This is a genomic window from Reyranella sp. (assembly GCF_004297405.1).
Classification (GTDB): Bacteria; Pseudomonadota; Alphaproteobacteria; order Reyranellales; family Reyranellaceae; genus Reyranella.
In genome coordinates this window covers 19,226-43,772 of the sequence record NZ_SCVC01000031.1, presented here as the reverse complement: position 1 = coordinate 43,772, position 24,547 = coordinate 19,226, and the positions used below count along the sequence as shown (strand labels likewise).

Genomic DNA, 24,547 nt, shown 5'->3' with positions numbered 1-24,547 from the left:
GGCACACAACTCCAGGAACAAAGGACGTCGGTTCAGCCGGCAAGAAGCCGACCGAGCAGGACGCCGTTGTCCTAGGAGCGAACCGCCATTGGCCCGCCGTTCCTGCAGTGCAGCAGGAAGCGTGCCAAGCGCCTTTTGCCCATTATTTGCGGCTTACTGGCTGGCTATCGACACGGTGTAACGGACGGGTTGATGCTCGCATGTGCAGCATGACCGCTCCTCAGGCAGGGTTGCCACCTCAGGGCTTCAGCGCTTTGGCGTAGGTCAGGATGTCCTGGGCGACTTCGCCGATCCGCTTGTTCTGCTCCATGGCGAGCTTGCGGAGCAGCTTGTAGGCCGCGTCCTCGCCGATGCCCTTCTGCTCCATCAGCAGGCCCTTGGCGCGATCGACCGTCTTGCGCTCGACCAGCGACAGGCGCGCACGATCCAATTCTTCCCGCATGGCGTGGTAGCGATTGAAGTGCGCGACCGCCACGTCGACCACCGGCTGCACTCTGTCCTTCGCCAGCCCCTTCACGACATAAGCGGAAACGCCTGCCTCCATCGCTGCGGCAATCGTTGCCGGATCGGAGCGATCGGCGAACAGCGCGATCGGCCGCGGCTGGCGTTCGGTGGTGCGGCGCAGATCCTCGATAGCGTCTCGGCTGGGACTGTCGATGCTGACGACGATGATGTCGGGCTTCAGTGCGCCGACGCGCGCAGAAAGATCGTAGGTGCCGTCGAGGCGCTCCAGCAGAACGTAGCCGGCATCGCGCAAGCCCGCCTGCACGATCTCGGCGCGGGCGGGATTGTCATCGATCAGTAGGACGGACAGTGGCTTCGTCACGGCGATGGCTAGAGAGCTGTTGCCTCGCGGGGCGCAACTTCCGTGCCATCACGACTAAGGGGCTGATTCGACGAGCTTTCCGTCGGCCCACCGGCCCGATTGCATCTTGCCGCTCGCGTCGGTGACCTGGCCGTAGCCATTGCGCTTGCCACCCTTGAAGCCGCCTTCGTAGCGTTCGCGCTCGCCAACGCGCTCGACGCCCCGTCCTTCTAGCAGGTCGGCGTGAAACTCGCCGCCCTGCACGGTGTTCGGATCGGTGAGCGTGCGGCGTACGGCCAGCCCTTCGAGCCGGCCGGCAACGAAGTTGCCCTCGGCTCGCTCGGCGCCCGGCTTCTCGCGCACGCCGAGGCCGGTTGATTGACCATTGCGCCATTGACCGGAGTAGCGCGTGTCATCGGCAAGTCGCACGGTGCCGAGACCGCTCAGACGATCATCGGCCCATTCGCCCGCCTGCCGCTCGCCGTTGCCAAGCTCGGCGACGCCGAGCCCCTGGCGCTTGCCGTTCGCGACCTGACCGACATAGTTCGCCCCGCCGTCGTAAGTTAGGCGTTCGCTGTTTTCGAGATCGGGCCGCGCGGCGCGGGCGGCAGCGATGCGCGCCTCGCCAGCCATCGCACGGGCGGCCTTGGAGGCTTCGTCGGCGCGCTCGAACACCGCCCGAGCCTCGGTAGCTGCCCGCTGCGCCTGATCGATCAGCGCCTTCTGTGCCGCGCTGGCAGGGTTGGTCTGCGGTGTCGTTGGAGTCGGTGTAGGTGTGGGCGCAGGAGTTGGAGCCGGTGTGGGCGTCGGTGTCGGGTCGGGCGTGACGGGCTGCGCTGCCTCGCTCGACTGGCCGATGGGAATGGGAGCCGGCTGCTCGGCTTGCGTCTCGACCTTTGGAGCGCCCGCAATGAGCTCGCGAATCTGAGGCTGGAACCTCCACAATCCGACCGCAGCGAGCGCAACGAAGACCAGGGTAAGCCCCATGCCGACACGCGACCGTCGCGCCGGCGGCTCCATCGTGCTCACAGTGCCTGCACTCGGCAGAGGAAGGTGCTCATCGTTGCTACGGCTGACGCCACCGAGGCGTGGTCCATTCGACTGGACCGCTTGAGCCGCGCCAGGCAAGCGCTCGGTCGGTGCGTCTTCGACGATGGGCAGCGCCGTGCCGAACAGAAAGCGCCAAGCCTCGATCGTCTGCGGCCGCTGGTCCGGCGCGAAGACAAGTCCACGATCGACAGCCGCCAAAAGTGTTGAGTCGAAGCGATCGGCCTGCGTCACGGCGAGCGGCCGGTAAGGATCGGTGCCGACGCGGCTGGCTGCATCCGGCGGCGGAAAGCCTGCGATGGCATGATGCAGCACGGCCGCCGCCGAGTAGATGTCACTCCACGGTCCCTGCTTGCTGTCGAGTGCATACTGTTCGATCGGCGCATACTGCGGCGTCAGGATGCCCGTGAGGGTGCGCGTCCGGCCGCCCATCGCCTGCCGGGCCGCGCCGAAGTCGATCAGGATCGGCACGCCATCGCGGCGCACGATGATGTTCGACGGCTTGATGTCGCGGTGCAGGAACCCCTGGGCATGGACAGCGCCCAACCCCGCCAACAACCCGTCGGCGAGACGACGTACTTCGTCGGGCTGCAGACGGCGGTTCGGCTGACGCAGGAGCTGCGCCACGCTGCTGCCGTCCTCGAACTCCATGACGGTGTAGGCCGTGCCGTTGGCTTCGAAGTAACGCAGCACCGGCACGATATGGACATGGCGGAAGCGCGCCAGCGCCCGCGCCTCGTCGAGGAAGCGCTCGCGACCCCAGGCGAAGTCGTCGGCAAAACGCGATCCCCGCGGCACGACCTGGCCGTCGGGGCGGCGCATGGCGAACTCGACCGGCAGGTATTCCTTGATGGCGACGAACTTCGCGAGCTGCGTGTCGAACGCTCGATAAGTAATTCCAAAGCCGCCATGGCCGATCACCGCATCCAGGCGATAATCACCTAGTCGCGTGCCGACCGGCAGGGCTTGTTCATGTTCTGCTGTCATGGGCACGCGCAACCTTGGCCCCTAGATGCGCGTTCCCGAGCGCTTGCACAAGCGCCCACAATCGAACCGGCTGCGACTATCGCGTGCTGATCGACCCGGCCGTGGACATACGGCTGACCGAATCACGGGCTTCCGGGACAAGTTGCATGATCATGACCAAAAGACAGAGACCAAGTGCGGTGAGCATGGTCGCGGGCCTGGTTCGCAGATAAGGGCTGGGCGCAGACGCCCGGCGATCGTCCGGCATGGCGGACCACTCCAAAATAGCTTCAACAAAATAGCGCGGTCGGAACCCGGGTGACCGGGCGGCCCGAAAATTGGACCAAACCTGCAGAAATATAGGCCGAATTGTGTTCATGTTTCAATAAAAATCTCGGAATCACAATGACTTAATAGATGATGTGATAGTTTCAGGCGAACACACCATAGGTCGCGACCGTTTGCGAAACACGAGGTCGCAACATCGACCGCGAACTGACGCGCAAGGCAGAGTAGGATCGCCCCCATGAATGCACCTCTTTCTCGCGACAATGTTCGGACCCTGGTGCTGACCGGCGCGAGCCGCGGCATCGGCCACGCGACGGTGAAGAAATTCAGCGCCAGTGGCTGGCGGGTCGTCACCATCTCGCGTCAACCCTTCAGCGCGCTCTGCCCCTGGCCGAGCGGTGGCGAGAATCACGTCCAGCTCGATCTCGCCGATCCGGTCGATATCGGTCGCGGCATCGAGCAGATCCGTACGCGGCTTGCCGGCGGCAGGCTCGATGCGCTGGTGAACAATGCGGCCATCTCGCCCAAGGGGCCGGGCGGCACGCGACTCGGCGCCATCGACACGCCGTTCGATCTCTGGCGCCAGGTCTTCAACGTCAATTTCTTCGCACCTGTCGCTCTGGCGCGTGGCCTGATGAACGAGCTGTCGGCGGCTAAGGGTTGCGTCGTCAACGTGACGTCGATCGCCGGCAGCCGCGTGCACCCCTTTGCGGGATCGGCCTATGCCACCTCGAAGGCAGCGCTTGCGGCGCTGACCCGCGAGATGAGCCATGACTTCGGCCCGCGCGGCATTCGCGTGAACGCGATCGCGCCGGGCGAGATCGATACGGCGATCCTGTCGCCGGGCACCGAGAAGATCGTCGAGGAGCAGATTCCGATGCGCCGTCTCGGCACGCCGGACGAAGTTGCCGACGTGATCCACTTCCTCTGCGAGAAGGGATCGAGCTACGTTTCCGGCGCCGAGATCCAGATCAACGGCGGCCAGCACGTATAGGAGTTCGTCATGGACACGATGACCAATCTCAAAGGCGAAACCGGCCGTGACGCGCGCCGCCGTATCCGTGTCGGCGGCCATCGCCTGCCGACATCGGGCATGGCGCCGGGTTTTGTGCAGGGCAATCTCGCGATCCTGCCGAAGGAACTCGCCGCGGACTTCACGCGCTTCTGCATGCTCAACCCCAAGCCCTGTCCCCTGCTCGGCCAGTCCGAGCCCGGTGACTGGCGCTTGCCGACGTTGGGCGAGGATCTCGACATCCGCACCGACATCCCGCTCTACCGCGTCTGGAAGAAGGGCGAGTTGGTCGAAGAGGTAACCGACCTCAAGAAGGTATGGCGCGACGATCTCGTGTCCTTCGTGCTGGGCTGCTCCTTCTCCTTCGAGGAAGCGCTGATCGAGAACGGGCTGGAGCTGCGGCACCAGACCTGCAACAGCAACGTCCCGATGTTCCGCACCAACATCGAATGCGCGCCAGCCGGACCGTTCCACGGGCCGATGGTCGTCTCGATGCGGCCCTTCAAACCGGCCGATGCGATCCGTGCCGTGCAGGTGACGACGCGCTTCCCGTCGGTTCATGGCGCCCCCGTCCATCTCGGCAAGCCCGAGATGATCGGCATCAAGGACATCGCCAAGCCCGACTACGGCGACGGCGTGCCGGTGCACGACGACGAGCTGCCGGTCTTCTGGGCCTGCGGCGTCACTCCGCAGTCAGTCGTGGCGACAGTGAAGCCTGAGTTCTGCATCACCCATGCACCGGGCTACATGCTGGTGACCGATCTGCTGAACTCGCGCCTCGCCATTCTCTGACGATGGCGCGGCTGGAATTCGACGGCCACGCCAAAGGCGCGATCGAAAAGGTCGCTGTCGACATCAAGGATTTGGTCATCGCCGGCTGGACCGGCCGCGATGTGACGGCGCTCAATCATCATATCGAGGAGCTGAAGGCGATCGGCGTGCAGCCGCCGTCGCGCGTACCGATCTATTATCGGGCCGCGGCGCAGATGCTGACGCAGGCCGACCGCATCCAGGTTCTTGGCGACGACAGCTCCGGCGAGGTCGAGCCCGTACTGGTGGGCGCTGACAATCGGCTCTGGGTCACGGTCGGTGCCGACCATACCGACCGCAAGGTCGAGAGCTATGGCATCGCCGTCTCCAAGCAGATGTGCGCCAAGCCGATTGGCCGCATCGCCTGGCGTTTCGAGGAAGTCGAGCCGCACTGGGACAGGCTGATGTTGCGCAGCTTCATCCAGGAAGACGGCAAGAAGGTCCTCTACCAGGAAGGACCGCTCGCCAAGATCCGCGATCCTCGCGAGCTGATCTTCGGTTGGAAGGACGAGAAGCGCCTGCCGATGGGCGCCGTCATGTTCTGCGGCACCATGCCGGCGATCGGCGCCATTCGGTCGTCATCGCGCTTCGAGATGGAGCTCGACGACCCTGTCCTCGGCCGCAAGATCAGCCACGCCTACGAGATCGAGGCGCTGCCGGTCATTTCCTGACGCGAGACGAAATCGACGATGGCCGTCACGACGGCGGGATCGGCGAGCAGCCGATTGTGCCCGAGCCCACGTGTCACGATCAGCTCTGCGTCCGGCAGCATGTGCGCGGACCGCGCGGCTTCGGCCACCGGCACCTGCCGGTCGGTTTGATCGTGGATCATCAACACCGGCAAATTCACTTTGCCCACGATGTGACGGACGTCGAAGTCGGCAGCCGGCCGGCCGACATGCTTCTCGACGGAGGCGATGAACGCCCGCGCGCCGCGTTTGGAGAGGCCGACCATCTTCGCGAACCGCTGCAGCTCGCGCTTGAGCGACGAAGGCGCCGAGACCAGGGCCACGCGACGCGCTCCACCGCGGTGGGCGATGGAGAACAGGCTCATCGCTCCGCCCATCGAATGGCCGACCACGGCATGGACGGGTCCAATACGGTCGAGCGTGCGTTCGATGGCGGCAATGAACTTCACGGCCGTCAGCTCATCGCCCACCGACTCGCCATGAGCGGGCACATCGAGCGCCACGACGGACAGGCCGCGTGCGAGCAACGCCTCGAGGATCGCGCCGAACTGGGCGCGATTGCCTTCAAAGCCGTGGACCAGCAGGACAGTGGGGATCGCCGGATCGCCCCAACGCCAAGCGACCAGCCCGTTCCCGAGATCAATGCGCGTGTCGGCCTCGGGAACAGCCAGTACCGGCGGCGGCCGCACATGACGCCGCGGCGTGAGCATCATTCGCCGGAAGAATGGTGCGACCAGGGTGGGTGCGAGGTAGCTCGCGGCGGCAAGGGCCGCGATGGGCAGGGGAAGCGTCGCCATGGCAAACTCCCAATAAGTGCAACTGCACCTATCTGCGCGCCCGCGCCGCAGGTCTCAAACGAGCTTGCCTGCGAATTTACGTAACTTTTCTTCATGCATGGCTTGTCTGCAGAGCCGGCCTTGCATGATCGGTACCGGTAAACGTACGTTCAGCGCCCTCGGGAGGATTCAGTGACGATCAAGGGCGCTTTCGACGGCATTACCGTACTCGATTTCACGCAGGGCATTGCGGGGCCGCACGCCTCCATGCTGCTGGCGCTGCATGGCGCGGACGTCATCAAGATCGAGCCACCGGAAGGTGACTGGGGTCGCGCCCTGGGCGAGCTGAAGGGTGATCACTGCGCCCACTCCGTCGCCTTCAACCGTGGCAAGCGCTCGATCGCGCTGGATCTCAAGTCGCCGGACGGGGTCGCCGTGGTGAAGAAGATCGCGGCCAAGGCCCATGTGATCATGGAAAGCTTCCGACCGGGCGTCATCTCGCGGCTGGGCTTCGGCTACGAGGAGATGAAGAAGCTGAATCCGAGCGTGATCTACTGCTCGGTGTCGGGCTTCGGCCAGACCGGCCCCTACAGCAAGCGTCCCACGGTCGACGGGCTGATCCAGGCCTTCAGCGGCATGATGGTGATGAACAAGATGCCTGACGGCACGCCCTGGCGTCAGGGTATGATCGCCGTCGACGTTACGACCGGCCTCTATACCTTCCAGGCCCTGTCGACCGCCCTGATGCGCCAGTTCCGCTACAACGAGGGCTCCTACATCGATTCCAGCCTGATGAAGGCTGCCGCTGCCTTCCAGGGCGCCAAGCTGATGGAGTGGGTGTTCTCCAAGGGCGCGCCGCCGGTGCTCTACATGCCGGCCGGCAGCTACAAATCGAAGAACGGCTACATCATGGTGAGCGCCATGCGGCCGCACCATTTCCGCCTGCTGTTCGAGCTGATCGGCCGCGACGACATCGCCAACGATCCCGACCTGCAGAGCCACGAGGATCGCATCAAGAACGCGCCCAAGATCATCAAGGCGCTGAACGAGACGATGCCCAGCAAGACCACCGAGGAGTGGATCGCGATCCTGCAGCCCAAAGACGTGTTCTGCGAGCGGGTGAACAACTACCAGGACTATCTCGATCACCCGCACGTCAAGGAATCGGGCGCCCTCGACTGGATCGACCAGGATGGCTTCGGCCGCATGCCGGTCGCCAACATCGCCGGCCTGCCGCCGGCCTCGCAGCATGCGCCGCAGCAGCATGCGCCGCATATCGGCGAGGACGGCCCGGATATCCTGCGCGAGCTGGGCTATAGCGCCGGCGACGTCGATGCGCTGTTGTCGCGCGGCGGCGTGCGCGCACCGGCGCCGGCGGTCAAGGCCGCGGACTGACCTCGGCCCGCTAAGTTACCTGGAACCCGTGTGCAAACGGGTCCCGGTCGTCGACAGAAATCGTGTTGACCCCATGCTGGCGTGCCCACCCCGAGATCGAGGGCACGATGGCGGCGTGATTGCCGATCTGGGCAACCGCCTCGACGCGACCATCGAAAAGCGAACCGATGATGCTTTCATGCACGAAAGCATCGCCGACCTTCAGCCTGGCGTGCGCCGCAAGCTGAGCCATGCGCGCCGATGTGCCGGTGCCGCACGGTGAGCGGTCGATCGCCTTGTCGCCATAGAACACTGCGTTGCGGGCATGTGCGCGGGGATCGCGCGGCCGGCCGGTCCACATGACATGGCTGACACCGCGGATCGTCTCGTTCTCGGGATGCACTGGCTGGATCTTCTCGTTCAGGAGCCGGCGAATGAGCGGCGAGAGTCGCAACACGTCGGCCGCTGAAACTTCCTCCAGGCCGGCATAGTTCTTCTGTGGCTCCAGAATCGCGTAGTAGTTGCCGCCATAGGCGATGTCGAAGGCAAGCTCGCCCAAGCCGGGCACGTCGATCGTCACGTCACTCGCGGCGAGATAGGACGCCACATTGGTGATCCGGACGCTCTCGACGAAGCGGCCTTTCTGCTCGTAGAGCGCCACGATCCGACCGGCCGGCGCATCGAGCGCCAGCTCGCCGGGCTTCATCGGTGAAACGAGGCCGTTCTCGATCGCCATGGTGACGGTGCCGATCGTGCCGTGGCCGCACATCGGCAGGCAGCCGCTCACCTCAATGAACAGGATCGCCGTGTCGCAGTCCGCGCGGGTCGAGGGGTAGAGCATCGAACCCGACATGACATCGTGCCCGCGCGGCTCGAACATCAGCGCCTTGCGGATCCAGTCATGGTTGGCGAGGAAATCCAGCCGGCGCTCGCTCATGGTCGCGCCCTTCAGCTCCGGCACGCCACTTGTCACCAGACGGACGGGATTGCCGCAGGTATGACCATCGAGGCACTGGAAGGTGTGGACCACCATGCCTCCTGATTACGCCGCATTCAGAAAGGTCTCAATCTCACGGCTGTTCTGCAGGCGCACGATGCGCTTGTCCTCCGAAAGCCCCTCGCATTCACGGGCGAAGCGCTCGCGGTTGAGACGATGGGTCTTGAGTGCCCAGAGCAGGATCGAATCTCGGCTGAAGAAGGTGTTGGCGATCGTCTCTCGATTGCCCGTACCCCAAAGGTCCTCGCCGGTCGCCACACGCTTCACCGTGCGGCGGACCAGACGCGACATGACGAGCGGCAGCGATAGATCGAGCCAGATCAGCGTGTCGGCAGGGCGCCAGACCAGATCGCGGACCTGCGCGTAGTTGCCGACGACGATCCAGCCATCACCGACCGTCTCGCGTTCGACCCGATGGCGGAACAGCTCGAGCGGCGCTGGCTGCCAGTTGCGACCCCAGTAAAGGGCATCGAGCTCGATCACGCGCAAACCGGCCTGGCTGGCCACCCGCTCGGCCAGCCAACTCTTGCCCGATCCCGTTGTCCCGAAAACCGCCACTCGCCGCATCGGCGAACTCTAGCGCTCGTGGCGCCCGGCTCGCAGGGACGCTTTTCGCCACACCTCGCATTTGTTGCAGTAAGGTTGCTGCCCCATCGTTCATCGAGGTAGTCGCCAAATGCATATCGGCTTGATCGGCGGCATCGGGCCCGCCGCGACGGACTTCTACTACCGTGGCCTCATCGACCGGCACACCAAGGCCGGCACGGTGCTCGATGTCACCATCGCGCATGCCGATGCGCGCCAGATGACGGGCAATCTCACCATCAAGGACACCAAGGCCCAGGCCGAAATCTTCGCGCGGCTGATCCACCGGATGGCCGCTGCCGGCGCCAAAGCAGCCGCAGTGACCTCGATGGGCGGACACTTCTGCGCCCAGGACCTCGAAGCGATCTCGCCGCTGCCCCTCGTCAACGCCATTCCCGCGGTGAACGAGGCGCTGCGCGCTCGTGGCCTGAGGCGGATCGGCATCATCGGGACGCGCAACGTCATGGAAAGCAGTCTCTACGGTGGCATCACCTCGGTCGAGGTGATCCATCCCGAGGGCGAGAAGCTGGGACAGGTTCATGATGCCTACGTGGCCATGGCCGTTCCCGGTCACGTGACGGAGGGGCAGCGCAGCCTGTTCTTCAAGATCGGCGCGGAGCTCTGCCGCGACCATGGCGCCGAGGCGATCGTGCTGGGCGGCACCGACCTCTTCCTGGCCTTCGCCGGTCACGATCCGGGCTTCCCCGTCATCGACTGCGCCGACATCCATGTCGACGCGATCTACGCCAGATCAGTGGGCGCCTGACCAATAGACGATTGGCGGGCCTGAACCTCGAAGATCGCCACTGGCTGAGTCCTGCCCCGCACCACCACGGTGTCGATTGGGCGCAGCGCAAAGGTCTCAGGGTCGTCCAGCCGATCCACGGTAAATTGCGAGACCAGCAGGGGCACGCGATAGTCCTTGGTCAAGCTCTCTAGACGGGCAGCGAGATTGACGGCATCGGAGATCACCGTGCCGTCCATGCGGTGCCGCTCGCCGATCGTGCCCATCATCAGGGAGCCGGTGTTGAGGCCGATCCCGATCACGATCGGTTCGGCACCGGTCGCCTGACGCGTTGCGTTGAAACGCTCGAGGATCGCCAGCATCGCGAGACCCGCACGCACGCCGTCGTCGGCCTTCTCGAACAGCGCCATGATGGCGTCGCCGATGTACTTGTCGATGAAGCCGCCATGTTGGGCGATCACCGGCCCCATCTCCGCCAGATAGGCATTGATGAAAGCGAAGTTGGCGTCCGGCGACATCCGCTCCGATAGGGCAGTGAAGTTGCGGATGTCGGCGAACAGGATGGTCATGTCCTGGCGCTTGTTATCGCCTAGCGCGACCGACCGGATGTTCGGCCGGCCAATCTTGGCCAGAAAGGCGCGCGGCACGAACCGCTCGATCGACAGGTTGGTCTCCTTGAGATCCGTGATGGTCGCCCGCACAGCGTCGCGCATGGCGGTGAAGCTACGCGCCAGCTGCCCGATCTCGTCGCGCCGCTCGACATTGGCGATCGGTTGATCGAGATCGCCCTCCGCGATGGCACCAGCTTCGCGCCGCAAGGTGAACAGCGGATCGAGGATCTGCCGCTGCAGCAGCCGTGCGGCGAGCCAGTAGATGAGCGGCAGCATCAGGGCCAGCACGACCAGCGAGCTTACGAACACGTGGACGACTGCCTGGCGCGCCAGGCCGAGATCGAAGACCACCTTGCGGATCATCACCATTGCCCCTGGCCCGTCGCCCTTGCCGTCCGCTCCGGCGGCCTTGAAGACGCTGTATCGGGTCGTCAGCCGGTCCTGTACCTCGGATGGCCGGTAGCGACCGGCATCGAGGACCTTCTCGACGATGGCTGGGGCGAGCTGTTCGCCGACATGGATCAAAGACCAGGCGCCTGTACTGCTGACCAGGTAGACATCGACGTCGCGGACATAGGGATTGGAGTCCATGGCGTCGGCGAAGAACTCCTCGAAGAAGTACTTGCCCATCCAGGCGAAATCGCTCCGCTGCAGTGTCTCGCGGACATCGGTCGAGGCTTCGATAATGTAGTCGCGGTCGGCCGGGCCGAAGTAGCTGTAGGTCTTGAGCGTGTGGGTCACCAACGACAGATCGATGCCGGCGTTCCACGCCTTGCCGCTACCCATAACCCTGTCGAGAAAGTCGGTGAGCCGCCCCTTGGGCAAGACCAAGTCGAGATCCGAGGGCAGGTTGGTCTGGAACACCTTGTAGTCGCGGTCGATGAAGTAGAGGTGGCCGATACCGTATTGGGTCGCCAGTGCGTCCATCTCGGCGAACGACAGGGTGCGCGGATCGCGTCCGGCCCGCTCGACGTCGGCCGCGATCCGCGGCAGCACCGTCTCCATATGCCGATGATTGCGCCGGTTCTCGCTCTGCAGCATGAGCTCGAACACGGCGAACCGCTCGCTGAGGCTTGCCTCGATTTTACGCAGTTCTTCGGCCTGCGCCCCCGCGACCAGCCGGTACATGGCGAGCGACGCCACGATCATCGTCATGAGGCTCGCGACCACCAACACCGCGAGCAGGAACAAACCGGCCTTGCGCTTCATCCCGACGTGAGCGCGCCTCCCTCGACGCTTCTAGCTGTTCTGCCAGAGCCTCGTCGTATAGGCACTTTCGACATTGGCGTCGATCTGGGCCGCCACCTCGGCGCTCTCGCCGATGCGCGGCGCGATGATCTTGCCGAAGGAGATGCGGCCTGGCGCCGGCCACGCCTTGGGATCCCAGAGCTTGGCGCGCACGATCGAGCGGGCGCAATGGAAGTAGCAGTGCTTGATGTGCACGCGGGTTGCCAGCAGGGCGGGCTTGCCGAGCGAACTCAGCGACGCCAGCAGATCGGCATCGTCATAAATCTCCGCCGTGCCGGAGATACGCAGCGTCTCGCCGGTCGCCGGCACCAGCGCGATGATGCCGACCTTGCCGGTCGCCAGGATGTTGCTGAGGCCGAAGGCCAGGTTGTTGCCGACCCGCTCGGGGATCAGCAGGGTCCGGGAGTCCTCGATGCGGATGAAACCCGGCTCGTCGCCCTTGGGCGAGACCTCGATCGTACCGTCTGCGGCCGTTGTGCCGATCAAAGCGAACGGGCAGCGCTTCAGGAAGTCGGTCGACTGCTCGTCCAGAGCATCGAGGATCTTGCTGCGTGACGCAGGACGCGGTTCGGTGATGATGCGGCGGAGGTCGTCCGTCGAGCTGAGGCGCGCCATGAGGCAGGGCTCCCTTTAAGAATCGTTCGCAGCACAATCGACTACAAGGCGGCGAGTTTCAACCTCGCACCTTATGGGGACTCTCCAGCGCATCCATGTTGGCATAGAGCCGGCGCAGGGCGGCCTTGAGCTGCTCGGCCTCCTCGGCGTCGAAGCCTTGCAGCGCCACCTTCTCATACCGTTCGGCGATGGGCAGGAGCTTCCGTGTCAGACGACGGCCCTCCGGCGCGACATGCAGGACGACGACGCGGGCGTCGGCGGGATCGCGGCGGCGAGCCACCAGCCCCTTCTTCTCCATGGTGTCGACCAGCCGCGTGAGCGTCGACACATCGATCGACGTCGTCGCTGAGAGATCGCCCATGCGCCGGCCGTCGCGTTCTCTCAGAGCAGCGAGGACGCGCCAGATCTGCAGGGTGGCGCCGAGTGGCCGGACCTCCTCGCCGAACGAGGTTGCGATCCGCGCGCCGGCGCGATTGAGCAGATAGGGCAGATAGGAGCCGAGCGGACCCATCGCGTCAGCTGGCGAAATGCGGCGCGATCTCGCGCATGAAGCGCTCCATCTGCTCCTTCACCAACGCATGCGGCTTCTGCCCGTAGTTGAAGTAGAGGATCACCTCGGCGACGCCGGCCGCTTCGACCTGCTTCAGCGTATCGACGATATGCTGCGGGCTGCCGCACAGGATCGACTTGTCGGTCAGCTTCTCCGGCCGCATGTCGCGCAGGATGTTCACGATGTTGACGAAGTATTTGTAGGTCGGCGGCACCTTCTCGCCCGACGATGAGGGGAATGCAGCGATCAACGCATCCTGGAAGTAACGCACCAGCGCTTCCTTGCCGTAATGCTCTTCCTCCGGCGTCGAGGCGATATGCACGAAGTAGGAGCACATGGCCCGCCGCATCGGCCGCTTGAAGCCGGTTTCGCAGGTCTCGCGATAAACGCGCACGGCATCGGCCAGCGAGCCGTAGACCATGGCCGCGGCGAAGGGCGCGTAGATCACGTTCCAGTCGTTCTTGGCAGCGAGCTCCATCGAAGGCCGCGAGAAGCAGGCGACATACGGCCGGAGCGGCTTTTGTGCCGGCTTGGGCCGCACCTCGACATCCTTGAACTCGTAGAACTTGCCCTTGTGCGACCACTTGCCGGTCTCGGTCCAGGCACGCCACACGATTTCGAGCCCTTCAGCGAACAGTTCGGACGAGTCCTCGAACGGTGCCTGGAACGGCTCGTACTCCTTGCGGTCGTAGCCGCGGCCGGCGGCGAAATCGACCCGGCCACCGGAGAGAAGATCGAGCGTCGCCCACTCTTCGGCGACATGCAGCGGATGATGAACCGGCAGGAGCGTGACGGCCGGCGCCAGGCGCAGCTTGGTCGTGGCGCCGGCGAGCTGTGCCAGCATTGCCAGCGGCGAAGCGTTAACGCCCAACAGATTGAAATGGTGTTCGCCGATCCAGGCCGAGTTCAGTCCGACCTTCTCGGCCCACAGCGCCTCGGCATAGATGTCCTTGAGGAAGTCCTCGGCCGATCGCGGATTGTTTGGATAGCGGTTGTCACTCAGCGTGAAGTAGCCGAATTGCATGATCGCCTCCCGTTTTGGCGATCATCCGCTTCTTGCCAGATATTTGCAAATGCAAATATCTAGAATTTCCCGCTGAGCCTCTACCTGCTCAAAAATCCGCCGTCAGCGACAGACGGAACGTTCGCGGCATGCCGAGGAAGAGGCTGGTCGGGCCGGTGCCGCCGGCCCAGTAGTTGGTGTCGAGCAGGTTCTCGACGGCGAAGCGGGCGACCAGCAGCTTGCCCTTGGCGCCGGGGTTCTCGAACGCGTAGCGCGCACCGAGATCGAAGCGCGCCCAGTCGGGCAGCATGCGGCGCGGCCAGGTCGTGTCGAAATACTGCGCGCCGGTATAGACCACGCGCCCGGTCAGGGTCAGGCCGGGCACGAAGGGCGTGTCCCATTCGCCGCCGAGATTGAGCTGCACCGTGGGCGCGAAGGGCGCGATCCAGCCGTCGGTGGTGCCGCCCGTCGTCTTGGTCAGCACGGCATTGAGCAGCATCAGGCCGCCGACCACGCGCACACCCTCGATCGGCTCGCCGAAGAAATCGAACTCCAGCCCCTGGTTGCGCTGCTCGCCGCCCAGAAGCTGCGTGTTGGTCGCGACGTCGGTGATCAGGCTCGGCCGCGAGATCTGGAAGGCGCTCATGGTGGTGGTGAGCTTGCCCCAGTCGACCTTCACGCCGACCTCGTACTGCGTCGACTTGTAGGGCGGGAAGACCTGGCCGGCATTGGTGAAGTTGCTGGCCACGGTCGAGCCCTGCTGCAGGCCCTGGATGAAGTTGCCGTAGAGCGAGACGTTCTGCCAGGGCTTGAAGACCAGCGCCACCGAGGGGCTGAGCGCAGCCTGGTCGTAGCTGTCGGTCTGCGCGCCGGTCGTCGCATTGAAATTGGCCGACTTGACCTGCTGCAGGCGCGCGCCGACCGTCAACTGGATGCGCTTCTCGGCGGCCGTCAGCGTGTCGGCCAGCGCCAGGCTGGAGAGCGTGGTGTTGCTGGTCTTGTTGGCGACGCCCATGGGAATGTTGGGCTGCGTGACGGCGGCGGTGTTGTAGATGTTGGTGGCGAAGGGCGCGCCGTTGACGACGGCGAAGCCGCTGCCCCAATCGAGGGTCGTCGCGCTGAAGGCGATCTCGTGGCCGATCGGGCCGGTCTCGGCCCGGGCGCGCACGCCGACCTCGGCCGTCAGGTAGGTCTGGTACTGCGACAGCGTGTTGGGCGTCACGGTGCTGTTGCCGGCGAAGTTGGTGGCGATCACCGACACGGCGTTGCGCAGCGCGCCGACGCGGTTGTCGTGCGCGCCCAAGGTGGCATAGGCGGTGACCTGCTCGGTGATGTCGTACTCGCCGCGCACGACGCCGAACAGATCCTTGCGCTCCTGGGAATTCCAGGGCTGGCCGCCGGGATTGTTGCGGATGTTGGGAGCCCAGGGCAGCGGCACGCCGTTGGCCACGCCGAGGAACGGCAGCACGCCGCCGATATACTGGTACTGATAGCCGAGATCGGCCGAGAGCCGCACGCGCTCGCCGCGATAGTCGAGGCCGAGCAGCGCCAGCCCCCGCTGGTCGGTGTTCCACTGGATGTCGGTCTGGCCGGCGCGGAACACGCCGTTGAAGCGCACGCCGAACTCCTTGTTCTCGCCGAAGCGGCGCGCCACGTCGACATGGCCGCCGACCTGGCCGCTCGACAGGTAGTTCGCAGTGATCTGCGTCAGGCCGTCGTCGGGTGCGCGCTTGGGGACGATGTTGATCGAGCCGCCGATCGCGTCGCCCGGCGGCAGGCCGGTTAGCATGGCGCTCGGCCCCTTCAGCACCTCGACCCTTTCGGCGATTTCGGCCATCGGCGAGTAGGTCGGCAGGATGCCGTAGAGGCCGCCATAGGTCATGAAGCTCGTCGCCGCGAAGCCGCGGATATACATGTTGTCGCCGGGCGTCGCGCCGTCGGGCACGCTGGAGCGCACCGAGGGATCGTCGTTCAGCACGTCGCGAACGGTCTTGGCCTGCTGGTCCTGCGCCTTCTTGGCGGTGTAGCTCGTCTGGTTGAACGGCGTGTCCATCACGTCGCGGTTGCCGAGCAGGCCGAGCTGACTGCCGGTCGCGACCTGGCCACCGGCATAAGGTGGCGGCACGTTGTCGATCATCGCCTGCGCCGGCACGGCATAACCCTGGACCTGTACGGGGTCGAGGAGCACGCCACCGGCGCCGCTCGCAGCACCCGAGATCGTCACAGCCCCCGCAGACGTGAACTGATAGGAAAGGCCCGTGCCACCCAACAGCGCACGAAGTGCTTGCTCCGTCGCCATCAGCCCGTTCAATGCAACGCTCGTCTTGCCAGCGGCAGCGGCGGGATCAAACGCAACCTGCAGGCCTGATTGCCGACCAAAGGCTGTCAGCGCCTGCGCCAGGGGCTGTGCGGGAATATCGAAAGCGACGGTGCGGCTTGCCTGAGCTTCCAGTCGCGGCATTTGATCTTGCAGGTCTTGAGCAAGGACGGGCGACGACAGCACCAGTATCGCCGCGCTCGCGAAACCGCCGACGGCGCCTCGCCCCCTCTTGCGCGCCCGTTCCCTTCGATTGATCGACGTCACAACAACTCTCCCGCAAGGTGGTATGTGCGGTGGAGCGGCGGCGACGCACGGAAGAGAGAGTCGCGACGTCGGCCAGATTCAAGGGCACTTCGAAAATTTTGTGAACGTCAGGGGCCTGAAACCACGACGAGATAGGGGGTGATCCTTGTCGTGGAACCACCGTGCGTGCGCACGGCAGCCTGCAAAGCTTCGACTGGCTGACGCAGATCGAAGACACCGGACACGCGACGTTCGGCCAGCCCGCGATCAGGCAGCATCACGACGCCGGGATAGTGACGGCCGAGTTCTTCCACGACTTCCGCCAGCGTGGCCTTGTCGACGATCAGACGACGTTCGCGCCATGCGGCGACATCAGCCGGGACGATTTCAGATTTCGCCATCCGCTCCGACTTCCTGTCGATGCTGAGTCGCTGGCCGCGCACCAGTGGTACCACCGTGCCCTTGCCACGTGCCGTAGCGACCTCGACGGTTCCGGACTGAACGGCGACCGAAACAGCATCACCCGACCGTCCTACGTCGAAAGCGGTGCCGGTAACCGTGACGGTCACGTCTTCTGCGACCACCACGAACGGCCGGTCGGCTGCCGGGACGACCTCGAAGAAGGCCCGCCCCGACAACAACGTCACCTCGCGTCGGGCCGTACCGTAGTGCGTGGCAACGGCACTTCCGGCGTCGAGCGAGACGATGCTGCCATCCTCCAGCGTGATGGTACGCAGCTCGGCCGTGCCGGTGCTGTAGTCCGCAGCGAGCCAAAGCTGCAGGGACGGCAGGAACAGAAAGGCGAGGCAGGCCGCCAAGGCGACCGCCGCATAGCCCGCGCGCCGCGCGGCGCGGAGACCCGCGGGCGGGGCTGGACGCAGTGGCTCGGCTTCGAGGGGCGCTTGCAGGTTTTCGTAGCCAGGAGGCAGATCGCTGGCCACTCGCGCCATGCGCTCGACATCAGCATAGGCGCGTCGGCGCGCGTTGCTTCCCGCAAGCCAGGCGTCGAGCGCTGCCCGCACGGCCCTGTCCTCGGGCGCCGCGTCGATACGCATGCGCCAGTCGACGGCTTCGGCCAGCAGATCGTCGTCCGTCGGTTCGCCTGTCATCGCCACCAAGGGGAGTGCGCCGGCGACCATGGGAGCGGTCGCGTCACCAAGTAGGACGATTTCAAAAGGCCGGATTCAAGGGGCAAGCAAAAAAAGAGGCCGAGCATTTCACTGCTGCAGGGTCCTCAGTCGCTTCGCGCCATGGATCATGGCGGTCTTCACGAGCTGCTGGGCGCGGGAGACGGAAACACCCAGCCGATCTGCCACCTCACGCAGGGGACGACCTTCCAGGCGGTTCATATTGAAGGCGAGCCGCGTGCGCTCGGGAAGTTCGACCAGGGCCGCGGCCAGCTCGCGCAGCTCGTCGCGATGGAGAAGCACCGCCTCGGCGGAAGGCGCGTCGCTCGCCACCGAGGCGATTTCCTCGCTCGTGCGCGAACCTGCAGCGTCCAGCGACGAGCGCCGGACCCAGTTGAGCGCGAGATTGCGGACGACGGCATAGAGGTAGGCAAGAGGGTGCAGGATGGGCTCCCCTTGCGGGGACGCGCCTTTCTCGCTCGCCACGCTGAAGCGGATATAGGCTTCCTGCACGACGTCCTCGGCCTGCGCCCGCGATCCCAGGATCCCGGCGGCGTATTCGACCAAAGAACGACGGTGCTCGACAAAGAGAGCCGTGGTGTCCGCAGGCACAGCGCTTACTCTTGTTCCCCAATACCGGCCCCGGACAAAAGGCCGGAGTGGCGGGCAAGGTATCTTTGTTGCGAATTATTCGCAATTAGAAACGCGCTGTGTACCTTCCCGGTGAAGCCGGTTTGGAGGTCATGAACCCGCTGCCGGCGACGCGATCTCCGAAAGCGACACGACCCAGTCGCGGAAAGCCTTGATCTTGCGACGCCGGATCGCCTCGGGCGGGTAGACGACGTAATAGGCGAAGTCCGAAGACCGCTTGAATTCGAACGGCACGACCAGGCGGCCGGCCTTGAGATCGGGCTCGACCAGCGGATTGCGGCCGAGCGCCACCCCCAGCCCGTCCATGGCAGCCTGATAGGTCGCGAGCGCGAAGTCGAACGAGAGGCCGCGCGAGGCGTCGACGCCCTTCACGCCGGCGGCGGTCAGCCAGACCTGCCAATCGTCGGGGAAGTTGATGCTGTGCAGGAGCGTGAAACGCTTGAGGTCGGCGGGCTTCTTGAGCCCGTTCGGCCCTTTGACCAGCGACGGTGCGCAGACCGGCATCACGTCCTCGTCGACCAGCCGCTCGGCCACCAGGTTCGGCCACTGGCCGCGCCCATAGCGGATGCCGATATCGACATCCTCGCGCGAGAACTCGACCAGCGACGTGCCGGTCGAGATCCGGACGTCGATCTCCGGATTGGCGCGCTGGAAGCCGCCCAGCCGCGGCACCAGCCACTTCATGGCAAAGGAAGACGTGGTTGTTACCGTGAGGTGACCGCCACGATCCTTCTGCAGGAGCTTCTCGGTAGCCTCGTTGAGCTGATCGAACGCCGACCGCACTGCTGGCAGATAGGCCTGGCCCGCCTCCGACAGCAGCAGAGAGCGATTGCGGCGCACGAATAATTTTAATCCGAGCCTTTGTTCAAGTCCTCTGACCTGATGGCTGATCGCCGCCTGGGTGACGCTCAATTCCTCGGCAGCATCTGTAAAGCTCATATGGCGTGCCGCGGCCTCGAAGGCGCGCAAGCCGTTGAGCGGCGGAAGGGATCGCTTCATGGGGCTCCGATCACATGAGTTATTTTAATCAAAATAGGACAAAGGGTCATTTGTAAAGGGTGTCCCCGAAGCTCACATCACCGCCAGCACACGACACCACTTTCGGGAGAGGTCCCATGGCCAACATCTCGCTTCATTACAGTTCGAACGCCCCGCTCGCCGGCACCTTCACCGCCTTCGGCATGATCCTGTCGACGTGGCGCCGCCGCGCCAAGGAGCGCCGCGAGCTCGCCAACCTCGACGCGCGCACTGCGCGTGATTTGGGGATCAGCCCGACGGAAATCCAGTTCGAGGTGAACAAGCCCTTCTGGCGCGTCTGACATCGAAATCCGGAGCGGGCCCGTCTTTACCCTGCGCGGGCCCTCCCTTCTCCGGACACTAGCCGGCGGTCGATCTTCTGCCTCCCTGTCGACCGCCGGCTTTTTCTTTGCCCTGCTTTCTCTTTGATCACGCCCCGGCCTCTGCTAGAGCCCGCGCGTGGCGCTTTCCGAACAACAGATTCAAACCTTGGGCCGCGAGGCCCTGCAGCGTGCGGCCGCGGGTGACTTTGCCGGTGCCGAGGCAGGTTTTGCCCGCATCGTCGACGACCGACCGAATTCGGGCCAGGCTCTCCATCTGCTGGGGCAGATCCGATTGAAGCTCGGCCGCTTCGCCGAGGCCCGCGAGCCGCTGGAGCGCGCCGCCAAGTTCCTGCCGCGCGAAGTAACCGCCCAGATCAATCTCGCCGGCTGCCTGATACAGCTCGGCCAGCACGAGCCGGCGCTGTTGGCTTTGGGGCGTGCCGCGCATCTCAAGCCGGACGATCCGACGATCGCGCACAATACCGGCCGCACCCTCGAAGCGCTGGGCCGCGCCGAGGAAGCCGAACGCGCCTACGATCTCGCCCTGTCCCTCGATAATCGCCTGCTGCCGAGCCTTAGTGCCCGCGCGGGCCTGCTGGCCGCGCGCGGCGAGTGGGCCGGCGCTCTGGCCGATCTTGATACTGCATTGGTCAGCCGGCCGAACGACCCGCAGTTGCGACAGCGCCGCGGCGAGCTGCTGCTGCGCCAGGGCGATTGGTGGCGTGGCCTTGCCGACCACGAAGCCCGGCTGGAAATTCCGGGCGATCGCTATGCTCCTGCCTTGCCGCGCTGGCAGGGCGAACCCCTCGACGGCCGCCTGCTGCTCTATCCCGAACAGGCCGATATCGAGAGCGACGAAGCCCGACGCGATGTGCTGATGCTAGCGCGCATCGACGGCGTCGTTCAATGCGCATCCGACATCGCACACCATCTCGCCGCACCGACGATCGCCCGCGGCGAGCCGCTGGAGGGTTTTGCCGCCGCAGCGCCGTTGCGCAGCCTTCCGCATCTGCTGGGCTGGACACTCGACTCCTTGCCGCCGCCGATCGCCTTGAAGACGCAAGCTGAACCTTCACAGCGTATCGGCTGGTTCAGCCGCCGCGAGCCGCCGGTTGGCCTCGACGTGGAGCGCGATGCCACTCAAGTCGCGAGCTGCCGCCTCGTGGTCGGTGACGACACCTGGCCTGCACATCTCGCGGCATCGCTTGGGATCAGGACGCTGATCCTTCTGCCGCGTACCGCAGACTGGCTCTGGGGTCCGAACCTCGGAACATCACCTTGGTATGCGTCTGCCGAACTGCTGCATGACGAGGATGGCGAAGGACTGGCGGCGCGGCTCGCCGGGTGCTGATATCCGCCTCCTGCAGCGGACACTCAACCCAAAGGCCAACCCCATGGGCAAAACCCTGTTCGACAAGATCTGGGACAGCCACGTCATCACCGACCTCGGCAACGGCTTCGTGCTGCTGCATATCGACCGGCTCCTGCTGCACGACATGTCGGGTGGCAAGGCGCTGAAGGAAGCCATCGAGAAGGGCTATCCGCCGGCACAGCCGCGCCTGACCTACGGCACGCCCGATCACACCATGTCGACGCAGCCGGGCCGGACCGAGAAGACCCATCCTCCGGGCGAACCGTTGATCCTGTCGATGCGCGAAACGACCCGCGCCTACGGCATCAAGCTGTTCGACCTCGGCCAGGACGGTCAGGGGATCGTGCATGTCATGGGTCCCGAACAAGGGCTGACCTTGCCCGGCACCACACTCGTCTGTGGTGACAGTCACACTTCCACGCATGGCGGCATGGGCTCGCTCGCCTTCGGCATCGGTTCTTCCGAGCTGGTGCATGTGATCGCGACACAGACGATGGTGCAGAGGAAGCCCAAGCGCCTGCGTGCCAGCTTCGAGGGCAAGCTGATGCCGGGCGTCACCGCCAAGGACATGATCCTGCACCTGATCGGTGAACTCGGCACCGCCGCCGGCACGGGCTATTCCGTCGAGTATGCCGGTTCGGCGGTGCGGGCCCTGCCGATCGAGGCGCGTCTCACGCTCTGCAACCTCACCATCGAGATGGGTGCGCGCACCGGCATGGTGGCGCCCGACGACACGACCTACGAATACCTGAACGGCCGCGACTATGCGCCGAAGGGCGCGATGTGGGATCGCGCGGTGGCGCACTGGCGAGCGCTGCCCACCGATCCCGATGCGGAGTTCGATCGCGAGCACACAGTCGACATGAAGAATGTCGCGCCGCAGATCACCTGGGGCACCAGCCCCGAACACGTCATCGCCGTCGACCGCGCCATTCCCGATCCCAGCACCGGCCCGGAAGAAAAGCGCGGCGCCTGGGAGGCGGCGCTCAAGTACCAGGGCCTCGAGCCCGGCAAGCCGATCGAGGGCACTAAGGTCGACTGGGTATTCATCGGCTCCTGCACCAATTCCCGCATCTCCGACCTGCGTGCGGCAGCCTCCATCGTGAAGGGGCGACACAAGGCGGATCACGTCACGGCCTGGGTCGTGCCCGGCTCGGTGCGCATCAAGCAGGAGGCCGAGGCCGAAGGGCTGGACCGCGTGTTCCTCGACGCCGGCTTCGAATGGCGCGAGCCCGGCTGCTCGATGTGCCTCGCCTCCAATGGCGAGCGCGTGCCACCCGGCAAGCGCAGCGTCTCGACTTCCAACCGCAACTTCGTCGGCCGCCAGGGCCCCGGCGCACGCACGCACCTCGCGAGCCCAGCCATGGCAGCAGCGGCGGCCATCAAGGGCGCCATCGCTGACGTGAGGAAGATCTGACCATGGACAAGTTCACGAAGGTGACGGGCGTCGCGACGCCGTTGATGCGCCAGAACGTCGATACCGATCTGATCATCCGCATCGAGCGGCTGGTCGATAACGTGACCCGTGATGGCCTCGGGCCGTATTGCTTCGAGCAGATCCGCTTCAAGCCCGACGGCAGCGAAGACCCGGACTGCATCTTCAACCAGCAGCCCTATCGCGACGCGCCGATCATCCTCAGCCGTGAGAATTTCGGCTGTGGTTCGAGCCGCGAAGGGGCGGTGTGGGCGCTGAAGGGCATGGGCGTCCGTGCGGTGATCGCGCCCTACTTCGGCGACATCTTCAACAACAACTGCTTCCAGAACGGCCTGTTGCCGGTGGCACTGCCGATCCACGAGATCGAACAGCTCGCCGACGAGATGAAGGCCTCGCCCGGCAACGCTCGCGTGACCATCGATCTGGAGAACTGCCAGGTCGTCTCGCCGACTGGCCGCACGATCCCCTTCCAGATCGACGCGCGGCGCCAGCATGCGATGCTGAACGGGCTGGACGACATCGCCCAGACCATGTCGCACAAGGACGTGATCACCGCGTGGCAGTCACAGGACAAGACGGCTCGCCCATGGGTCTGGCTATAGTCGCTTGACCCCACTTCACCTCGCGTCGGCGCTCCTCATCGTGGCGATGTGGGGGTTGAACTTCACTGTCATCCGCTTCGGCCTCGACGAGTTCACGCCCTTCACGTTCGCGACCTGGCGCTTCGTGCTGGGCGCGCTGCCGATCCTGTTCGTCCCGAAGCCCGCGATCTCCTGGAGCACCCTGGCCGGCATCGGCGGCTTCATGTTCACCGGCCAGTTCGTCTTCCTGTTCTTCGCCATGGAAGCGGGTCTGCCGCCTGGCCTCACTTCCGTGCTGGTGCAGATGCAGGGACCGCTTACGGTCGTGCTGGCCGCCCTCTTCCTGCGCGAGCATGCGACGCGCGGCCAGTGGCTGGGACTTGCTATCGCGGTCGTGGGTGTCGTGCTGATCGCCGGGACGGTCGACGGCACGGCCAGCCTCTTCGCCATCGGACTTGCACTCCTGTCGGCGCTCACCTGGGCGACCGGCAACCTCTTCTTCCGCTCGGCACGCGGCGTATCGATGTTCGCAGTGACGGTCTGGGCGAGCGTGCTGCCGCCGCTCCCCCTCGGCATCGCTGCGCTGGTGATCGACGGACCAACGGCTCTCCTCTCGCCACTGCTGGTGCCGACCTGGGGCGGCTGGTTCGTGCTCTTCTACACAGTCGTTCCGGCGATGTGGCTGGGCTACCTGATCTGGGGCACGCTGCTGCGCACTTATCCGGCCGCGAAGATCGGCCCCGTATCACTTCTGGTGCCCTGTGCGGCGCTGACCTTCGCGGCGCTGCTGGTCGACGAACCGGTAGAAGGCATGCGCCTGTTGGGCATCATCGTCGTGTTAGGCGGCGTGGCGACAGGGGTTTATGCCTCGACGCGCCGGACGCGCTGAAGACCACCGGCGGCACAGCCCGATTGACCACCTCACGCAGTGCGAAGCTCGATTCGATACGGGCGACCCTCGGCAGCCGCGACAGCTCGGTGCGATGGATGCGCTCGAAATCCTCGATGTCGCGCGCCAGGACAGTGACGATGTAGTCGTCGCTCCCTGACATCAGGAAGCACCGGATCACCGACGGGCAGGCAACGACGTCGGCTTCGAACGCCTTGAGGGCATCCTCGCTCTGGCTCTCCAGGGTGATCCGGACAAGGACGGTGGTGGCCAGTCCGAACTGCGCGAGATCGAGCACGGCCTGATAGCCCTGGATGATACCCGCCTCCTCGAGCCCCTTCTGCCGACGCGCGATCGCGGTGCTCGAGAGACCGATACGGGTTGACAGATCGACCTGGCTTACCCGCGCATTGGCCGTGAGTTCAGCCAGGATCGATGCGTCGATGCGGTCCATAAGGGTGGGTTTTG

The 24,547-nt window shown here is 65.1% G+C and carries 24 protein-coding genes; 10 read left to right on the top strand and 14 right to left on the bottom strand.

What is annotated here, in order from left to right:
- Positions 1 to 238 precede the first annotated feature (238 nt).
- Together EPO50_RS19585 and EPO50_RS19580 are read right to left on the bottom strand one after the other, a co-directional pair.
- On the bottom strand, positions 239 to 826 hold the full coding sequence (locus EPO50_RS19585; RefSeq protein ID WP_296346693.1) for an ANTAR domain-containing response regulator: 588 nt from the start codon (positions 824 to 826) through the stop codon (positions 239 to 241).
- A 54-nt stretch (positions 827 to 880) separates the two neighbouring features.
- Positions 881 to 2,839 (bottom strand): protein kinase, encoded by a 1,959-nt coding sequence (locus EPO50_RS19580; RefSeq protein WP_296346692.1) that lies wholly within the window; start codon positions 2,837 to 2,839, stop codon positions 881 to 883.
- Between the two features lie 505 nt (positions 2,840 to 3,344).
- Between EPO50_RS19580 and EPO50_RS19575 the strand changes: the two genes are divergently transcribed.
- From EPO50_RS19575 to EPO50_RS19565, 3 genes are read left to right on the top strand one after another with little or no spacing between them, the layout of a single operon-like run.
- Positions 3,345 to 4,100 (top strand): SDR family NAD(P)-dependent oxidoreductase, encoded by a 756-nt coding sequence (locus EPO50_RS19575; RefSeq protein WP_296346691.1) that lies wholly within the window; start codon positions 3,345 to 3,347, stop codon positions 4,098 to 4,100.
- Positions 4,101 to 4,109: 9 nt separating this feature from the next.
- Positions 4,110 to 4,910 carry a putative hydro-lyase gene (locus EPO50_RS19570; RefSeq protein ID WP_367268054.1) on the top strand — a complete coding sequence of 267 codons (801 nt, stop codon included), beginning with the start codon at positions 4,110 to 4,112 and terminating at the stop codon, positions 4,908 to 4,910.
- A gap of 2 nt (positions 4,911 to 4,912) precedes the next feature.
- On the top strand, positions 4,913 to 5,599 hold the full coding sequence (locus tag EPO50_RS19565; protein WP_296346690.1) for a DUF2848 domain-containing protein: 687 nt from the start codon (positions 4,913 to 4,915) through the stop codon (positions 5,597 to 5,599).
- Here EPO50_RS19565 and EPO50_RS19560 read toward each other — a convergent pair.
- Positions 5,566 to 6,414: an alpha/beta fold hydrolase gene (locus EPO50_RS19560; protein WP_296346689.1), complete on the bottom strand. Its 849-nt coding sequence runs from the start codon at positions 6,412 to 6,414 to the stop codon at positions 5,566 to 5,568. The genes EPO50_RS19565 and EPO50_RS19560 overlap by 34 nt on opposite strands.
- A 171-nt stretch (positions 6,415 to 6,585) precedes the next feature.
- On the opposite strand from EPO50_RS19560, the gene EPO50_RS19555 reads away from it, so the two are divergent.
- Positions 6,586 to 7,788, top strand: a complete 1,203-nt coding sequence (locus tag EPO50_RS19555; protein ID WP_296346688.1) for a CaiB/BaiF CoA-transferase family protein — start codon at positions 6,586 to 6,588, stop codon at positions 7,786 to 7,788.
- A 10-nt stretch (positions 7,789 to 7,798) separates the two neighbouring features.
- Here the strand turns inward: EPO50_RS19555 and EPO50_RS19550 are convergent, their stop codons facing one another.
- Entirely contained in the window at positions 7,799 to 8,800 is a 1,002-nt protein-coding gene (locus EPO50_RS19550; RefSeq protein ID WP_296346687.1) for a 4-hydroxyproline epimerase, read from the bottom strand.
- A gap of 9 nt (positions 8,801 to 8,809) precedes the next feature.
- A complete protein-coding gene (locus EPO50_RS19545) occupies positions 8,810 to 9,331 on the bottom strand; it encodes a hypothetical protein (RefSeq protein WP_296346686.1) in 522 nt (173 codons plus the stop codon).
- A gap of 109 nt (positions 9,332 to 9,440) precedes the next feature.
- On the opposite strand from EPO50_RS19545, the gene EPO50_RS19540 reads away from it, so the two are divergent.
- Entirely contained in the window at positions 9,441 to 10,115 is a 675-nt protein-coding gene (locus EPO50_RS19540; protein ID WP_296346685.1) for an aspartate/glutamate racemase family protein, read from the top strand.
- Here the strand turns inward: EPO50_RS19540 and EPO50_RS19535 are convergent.
- The 8 genes from EPO50_RS19535 to EPO50_RS19500 all read right to left on the bottom strand — a co-directional run bounded on the left by EPO50_RS19535 (position 10,091) and on the right by EPO50_RS19500 (position 19,461).
- Positions 10,091 to 11,914 (bottom strand): adenylate/guanylate cyclase domain-containing protein, encoded by a 1,824-nt coding sequence (locus EPO50_RS19535; RefSeq protein WP_296346684.1) that lies wholly within the window; start codon positions 11,912 to 11,914, stop codon positions 10,091 to 10,093. The genes EPO50_RS19540 and EPO50_RS19535 overlap by 25 nt on opposite strands.
- 30 nt (positions 11,915 to 11,944) lie before the next feature.
- Positions 11,945 to 12,568 (bottom strand): MSMEG_1061 family FMN-dependent PPOX-type flavoprotein, encoded by a 624-nt coding sequence (locus EPO50_RS19530; protein ID WP_296346683.1) that lies wholly within the window; start codon positions 12,566 to 12,568, stop codon positions 11,945 to 11,947.
- Positions 12,569 to 12,626: 58 nt separating this feature from the next.
- Entirely contained in the window at positions 12,627 to 13,079 is a 453-nt protein-coding gene (locus EPO50_RS19525) for a MarR family winged helix-turn-helix transcriptional regulator (protein WP_296346682.1), read from the bottom strand.
- Between the two features lie 4 nt (positions 13,080 to 13,083).
- Positions 13,084 to 14,142 carry an LLM class flavin-dependent oxidoreductase gene (locus EPO50_RS19520; protein WP_296346681.1) on the bottom strand — a complete coding sequence of 353 codons (1,059 nt, stop codon included), beginning with the start codon at positions 14,140 to 14,142 and terminating at the stop codon, positions 13,084 to 13,086.
- Between the two features lie 88 nt (positions 14,143 to 14,230).
- Entirely contained in the window at positions 14,231 to 16,705 is a 2,475-nt protein-coding gene (locus EPO50_RS19515; RefSeq protein ID WP_296346680.1) for a TonB-dependent receptor, read from the bottom strand.
- 107 nt (positions 16,706 to 16,812) lie between these two features.
- Positions 16,813 to 17,793 carry a FecR domain-containing protein gene (locus EPO50_RS19510; RefSeq protein WP_296346679.1) on the bottom strand — a complete coding sequence of 327 codons (981 nt, stop codon included), beginning with the start codon at positions 17,791 to 17,793 and terminating at the stop codon, positions 16,813 to 16,815.
- A 108-nt stretch (positions 17,794 to 17,901) separates the two neighbouring features.
- Positions 17,902 to 18,423, bottom strand: a complete 522-nt coding sequence (locus EPO50_RS19505; protein WP_296346678.1) for a sigma-70 family RNA polymerase sigma factor — start codon at positions 18,421 to 18,423, stop codon at positions 17,902 to 17,904.
- Between the two features lie 129 nt (positions 18,424 to 18,552).
- Positions 18,553 to 19,461, bottom strand: coding sequence for a transcriptional regulator GcvA (locus EPO50_RS19500; RefSeq protein WP_296346677.1), 909 nt, complete (start codon positions 19,459 to 19,461; stop codon positions 18,553 to 18,555).
- Positions 19,462 to 19,577: 116 nt separating this feature from the next.
- On the opposite strand from EPO50_RS19500, the gene EPO50_RS19495 reads away from it, so the two are divergent.
- From EPO50_RS19495 to EPO50_RS19475, 5 genes are all read left to right on the top strand, one after another.
- Positions 19,578 to 19,781 carry a DUF1127 domain-containing protein gene (locus tag EPO50_RS19495; protein WP_296346676.1) on the top strand — a complete coding sequence of 68 codons (204 nt, stop codon included), beginning with the start codon at positions 19,578 to 19,580 and terminating at the stop codon, positions 19,779 to 19,781.
- Positions 19,782 to 19,938: 157 nt separating this feature from the next.
- The gene (locus EPO50_RS19490; protein WP_296346675.1) at positions 19,939 to 21,153 is read left to right on the top strand and encodes a tetratricopeptide repeat protein; all 1,215 of its coding nucleotides are present in this window, start codon (positions 19,939 to 19,941) and stop codon (positions 21,151 to 21,153) included.
- A 43-nt stretch (positions 21,154 to 21,196) separates the two neighbouring features.
- A complete protein-coding gene (leuC, locus tag EPO50_RS19485; RefSeq protein ID WP_296346783.1) occupies positions 21,197 to 22,591 on the top strand; it encodes a 3-isopropylmalate dehydratase large subunit in 1,395 nt (464 codons plus the stop codon).
- 2 nt (positions 22,592 to 22,593) lie between these two features.
- On the top strand, positions 22,594 to 23,211 hold the full coding sequence (gene leuD / locus EPO50_RS19480) for a 3-isopropylmalate dehydratase small subunit (protein ID WP_296346674.1): 618 nt from the start codon (positions 22,594 to 22,596) through the stop codon (positions 23,209 to 23,211).
- A 4-nt stretch (positions 23,212 to 23,215) separates the two neighbouring features.
- Entirely contained in the window at positions 23,216 to 24,079 is an 864-nt protein-coding gene (locus tag EPO50_RS19475) for an EamA family transporter (RefSeq protein WP_296346673.1), read from the top strand.
- Here the strand turns inward: EPO50_RS19475 and EPO50_RS19470 are convergent.
- Positions 24,018 to 24,533 (bottom strand): Lrp/AsnC family transcriptional regulator, encoded by a 516-nt coding sequence (locus tag EPO50_RS19470; protein WP_296346672.1) that lies wholly within the window; start codon positions 24,531 to 24,533, stop codon positions 24,018 to 24,020. The genes EPO50_RS19475 and EPO50_RS19470 overlap by 62 nt on opposite strands.
- Between the last annotated feature and the right edge of the window lie 14 nt (positions 24,534 to 24,547).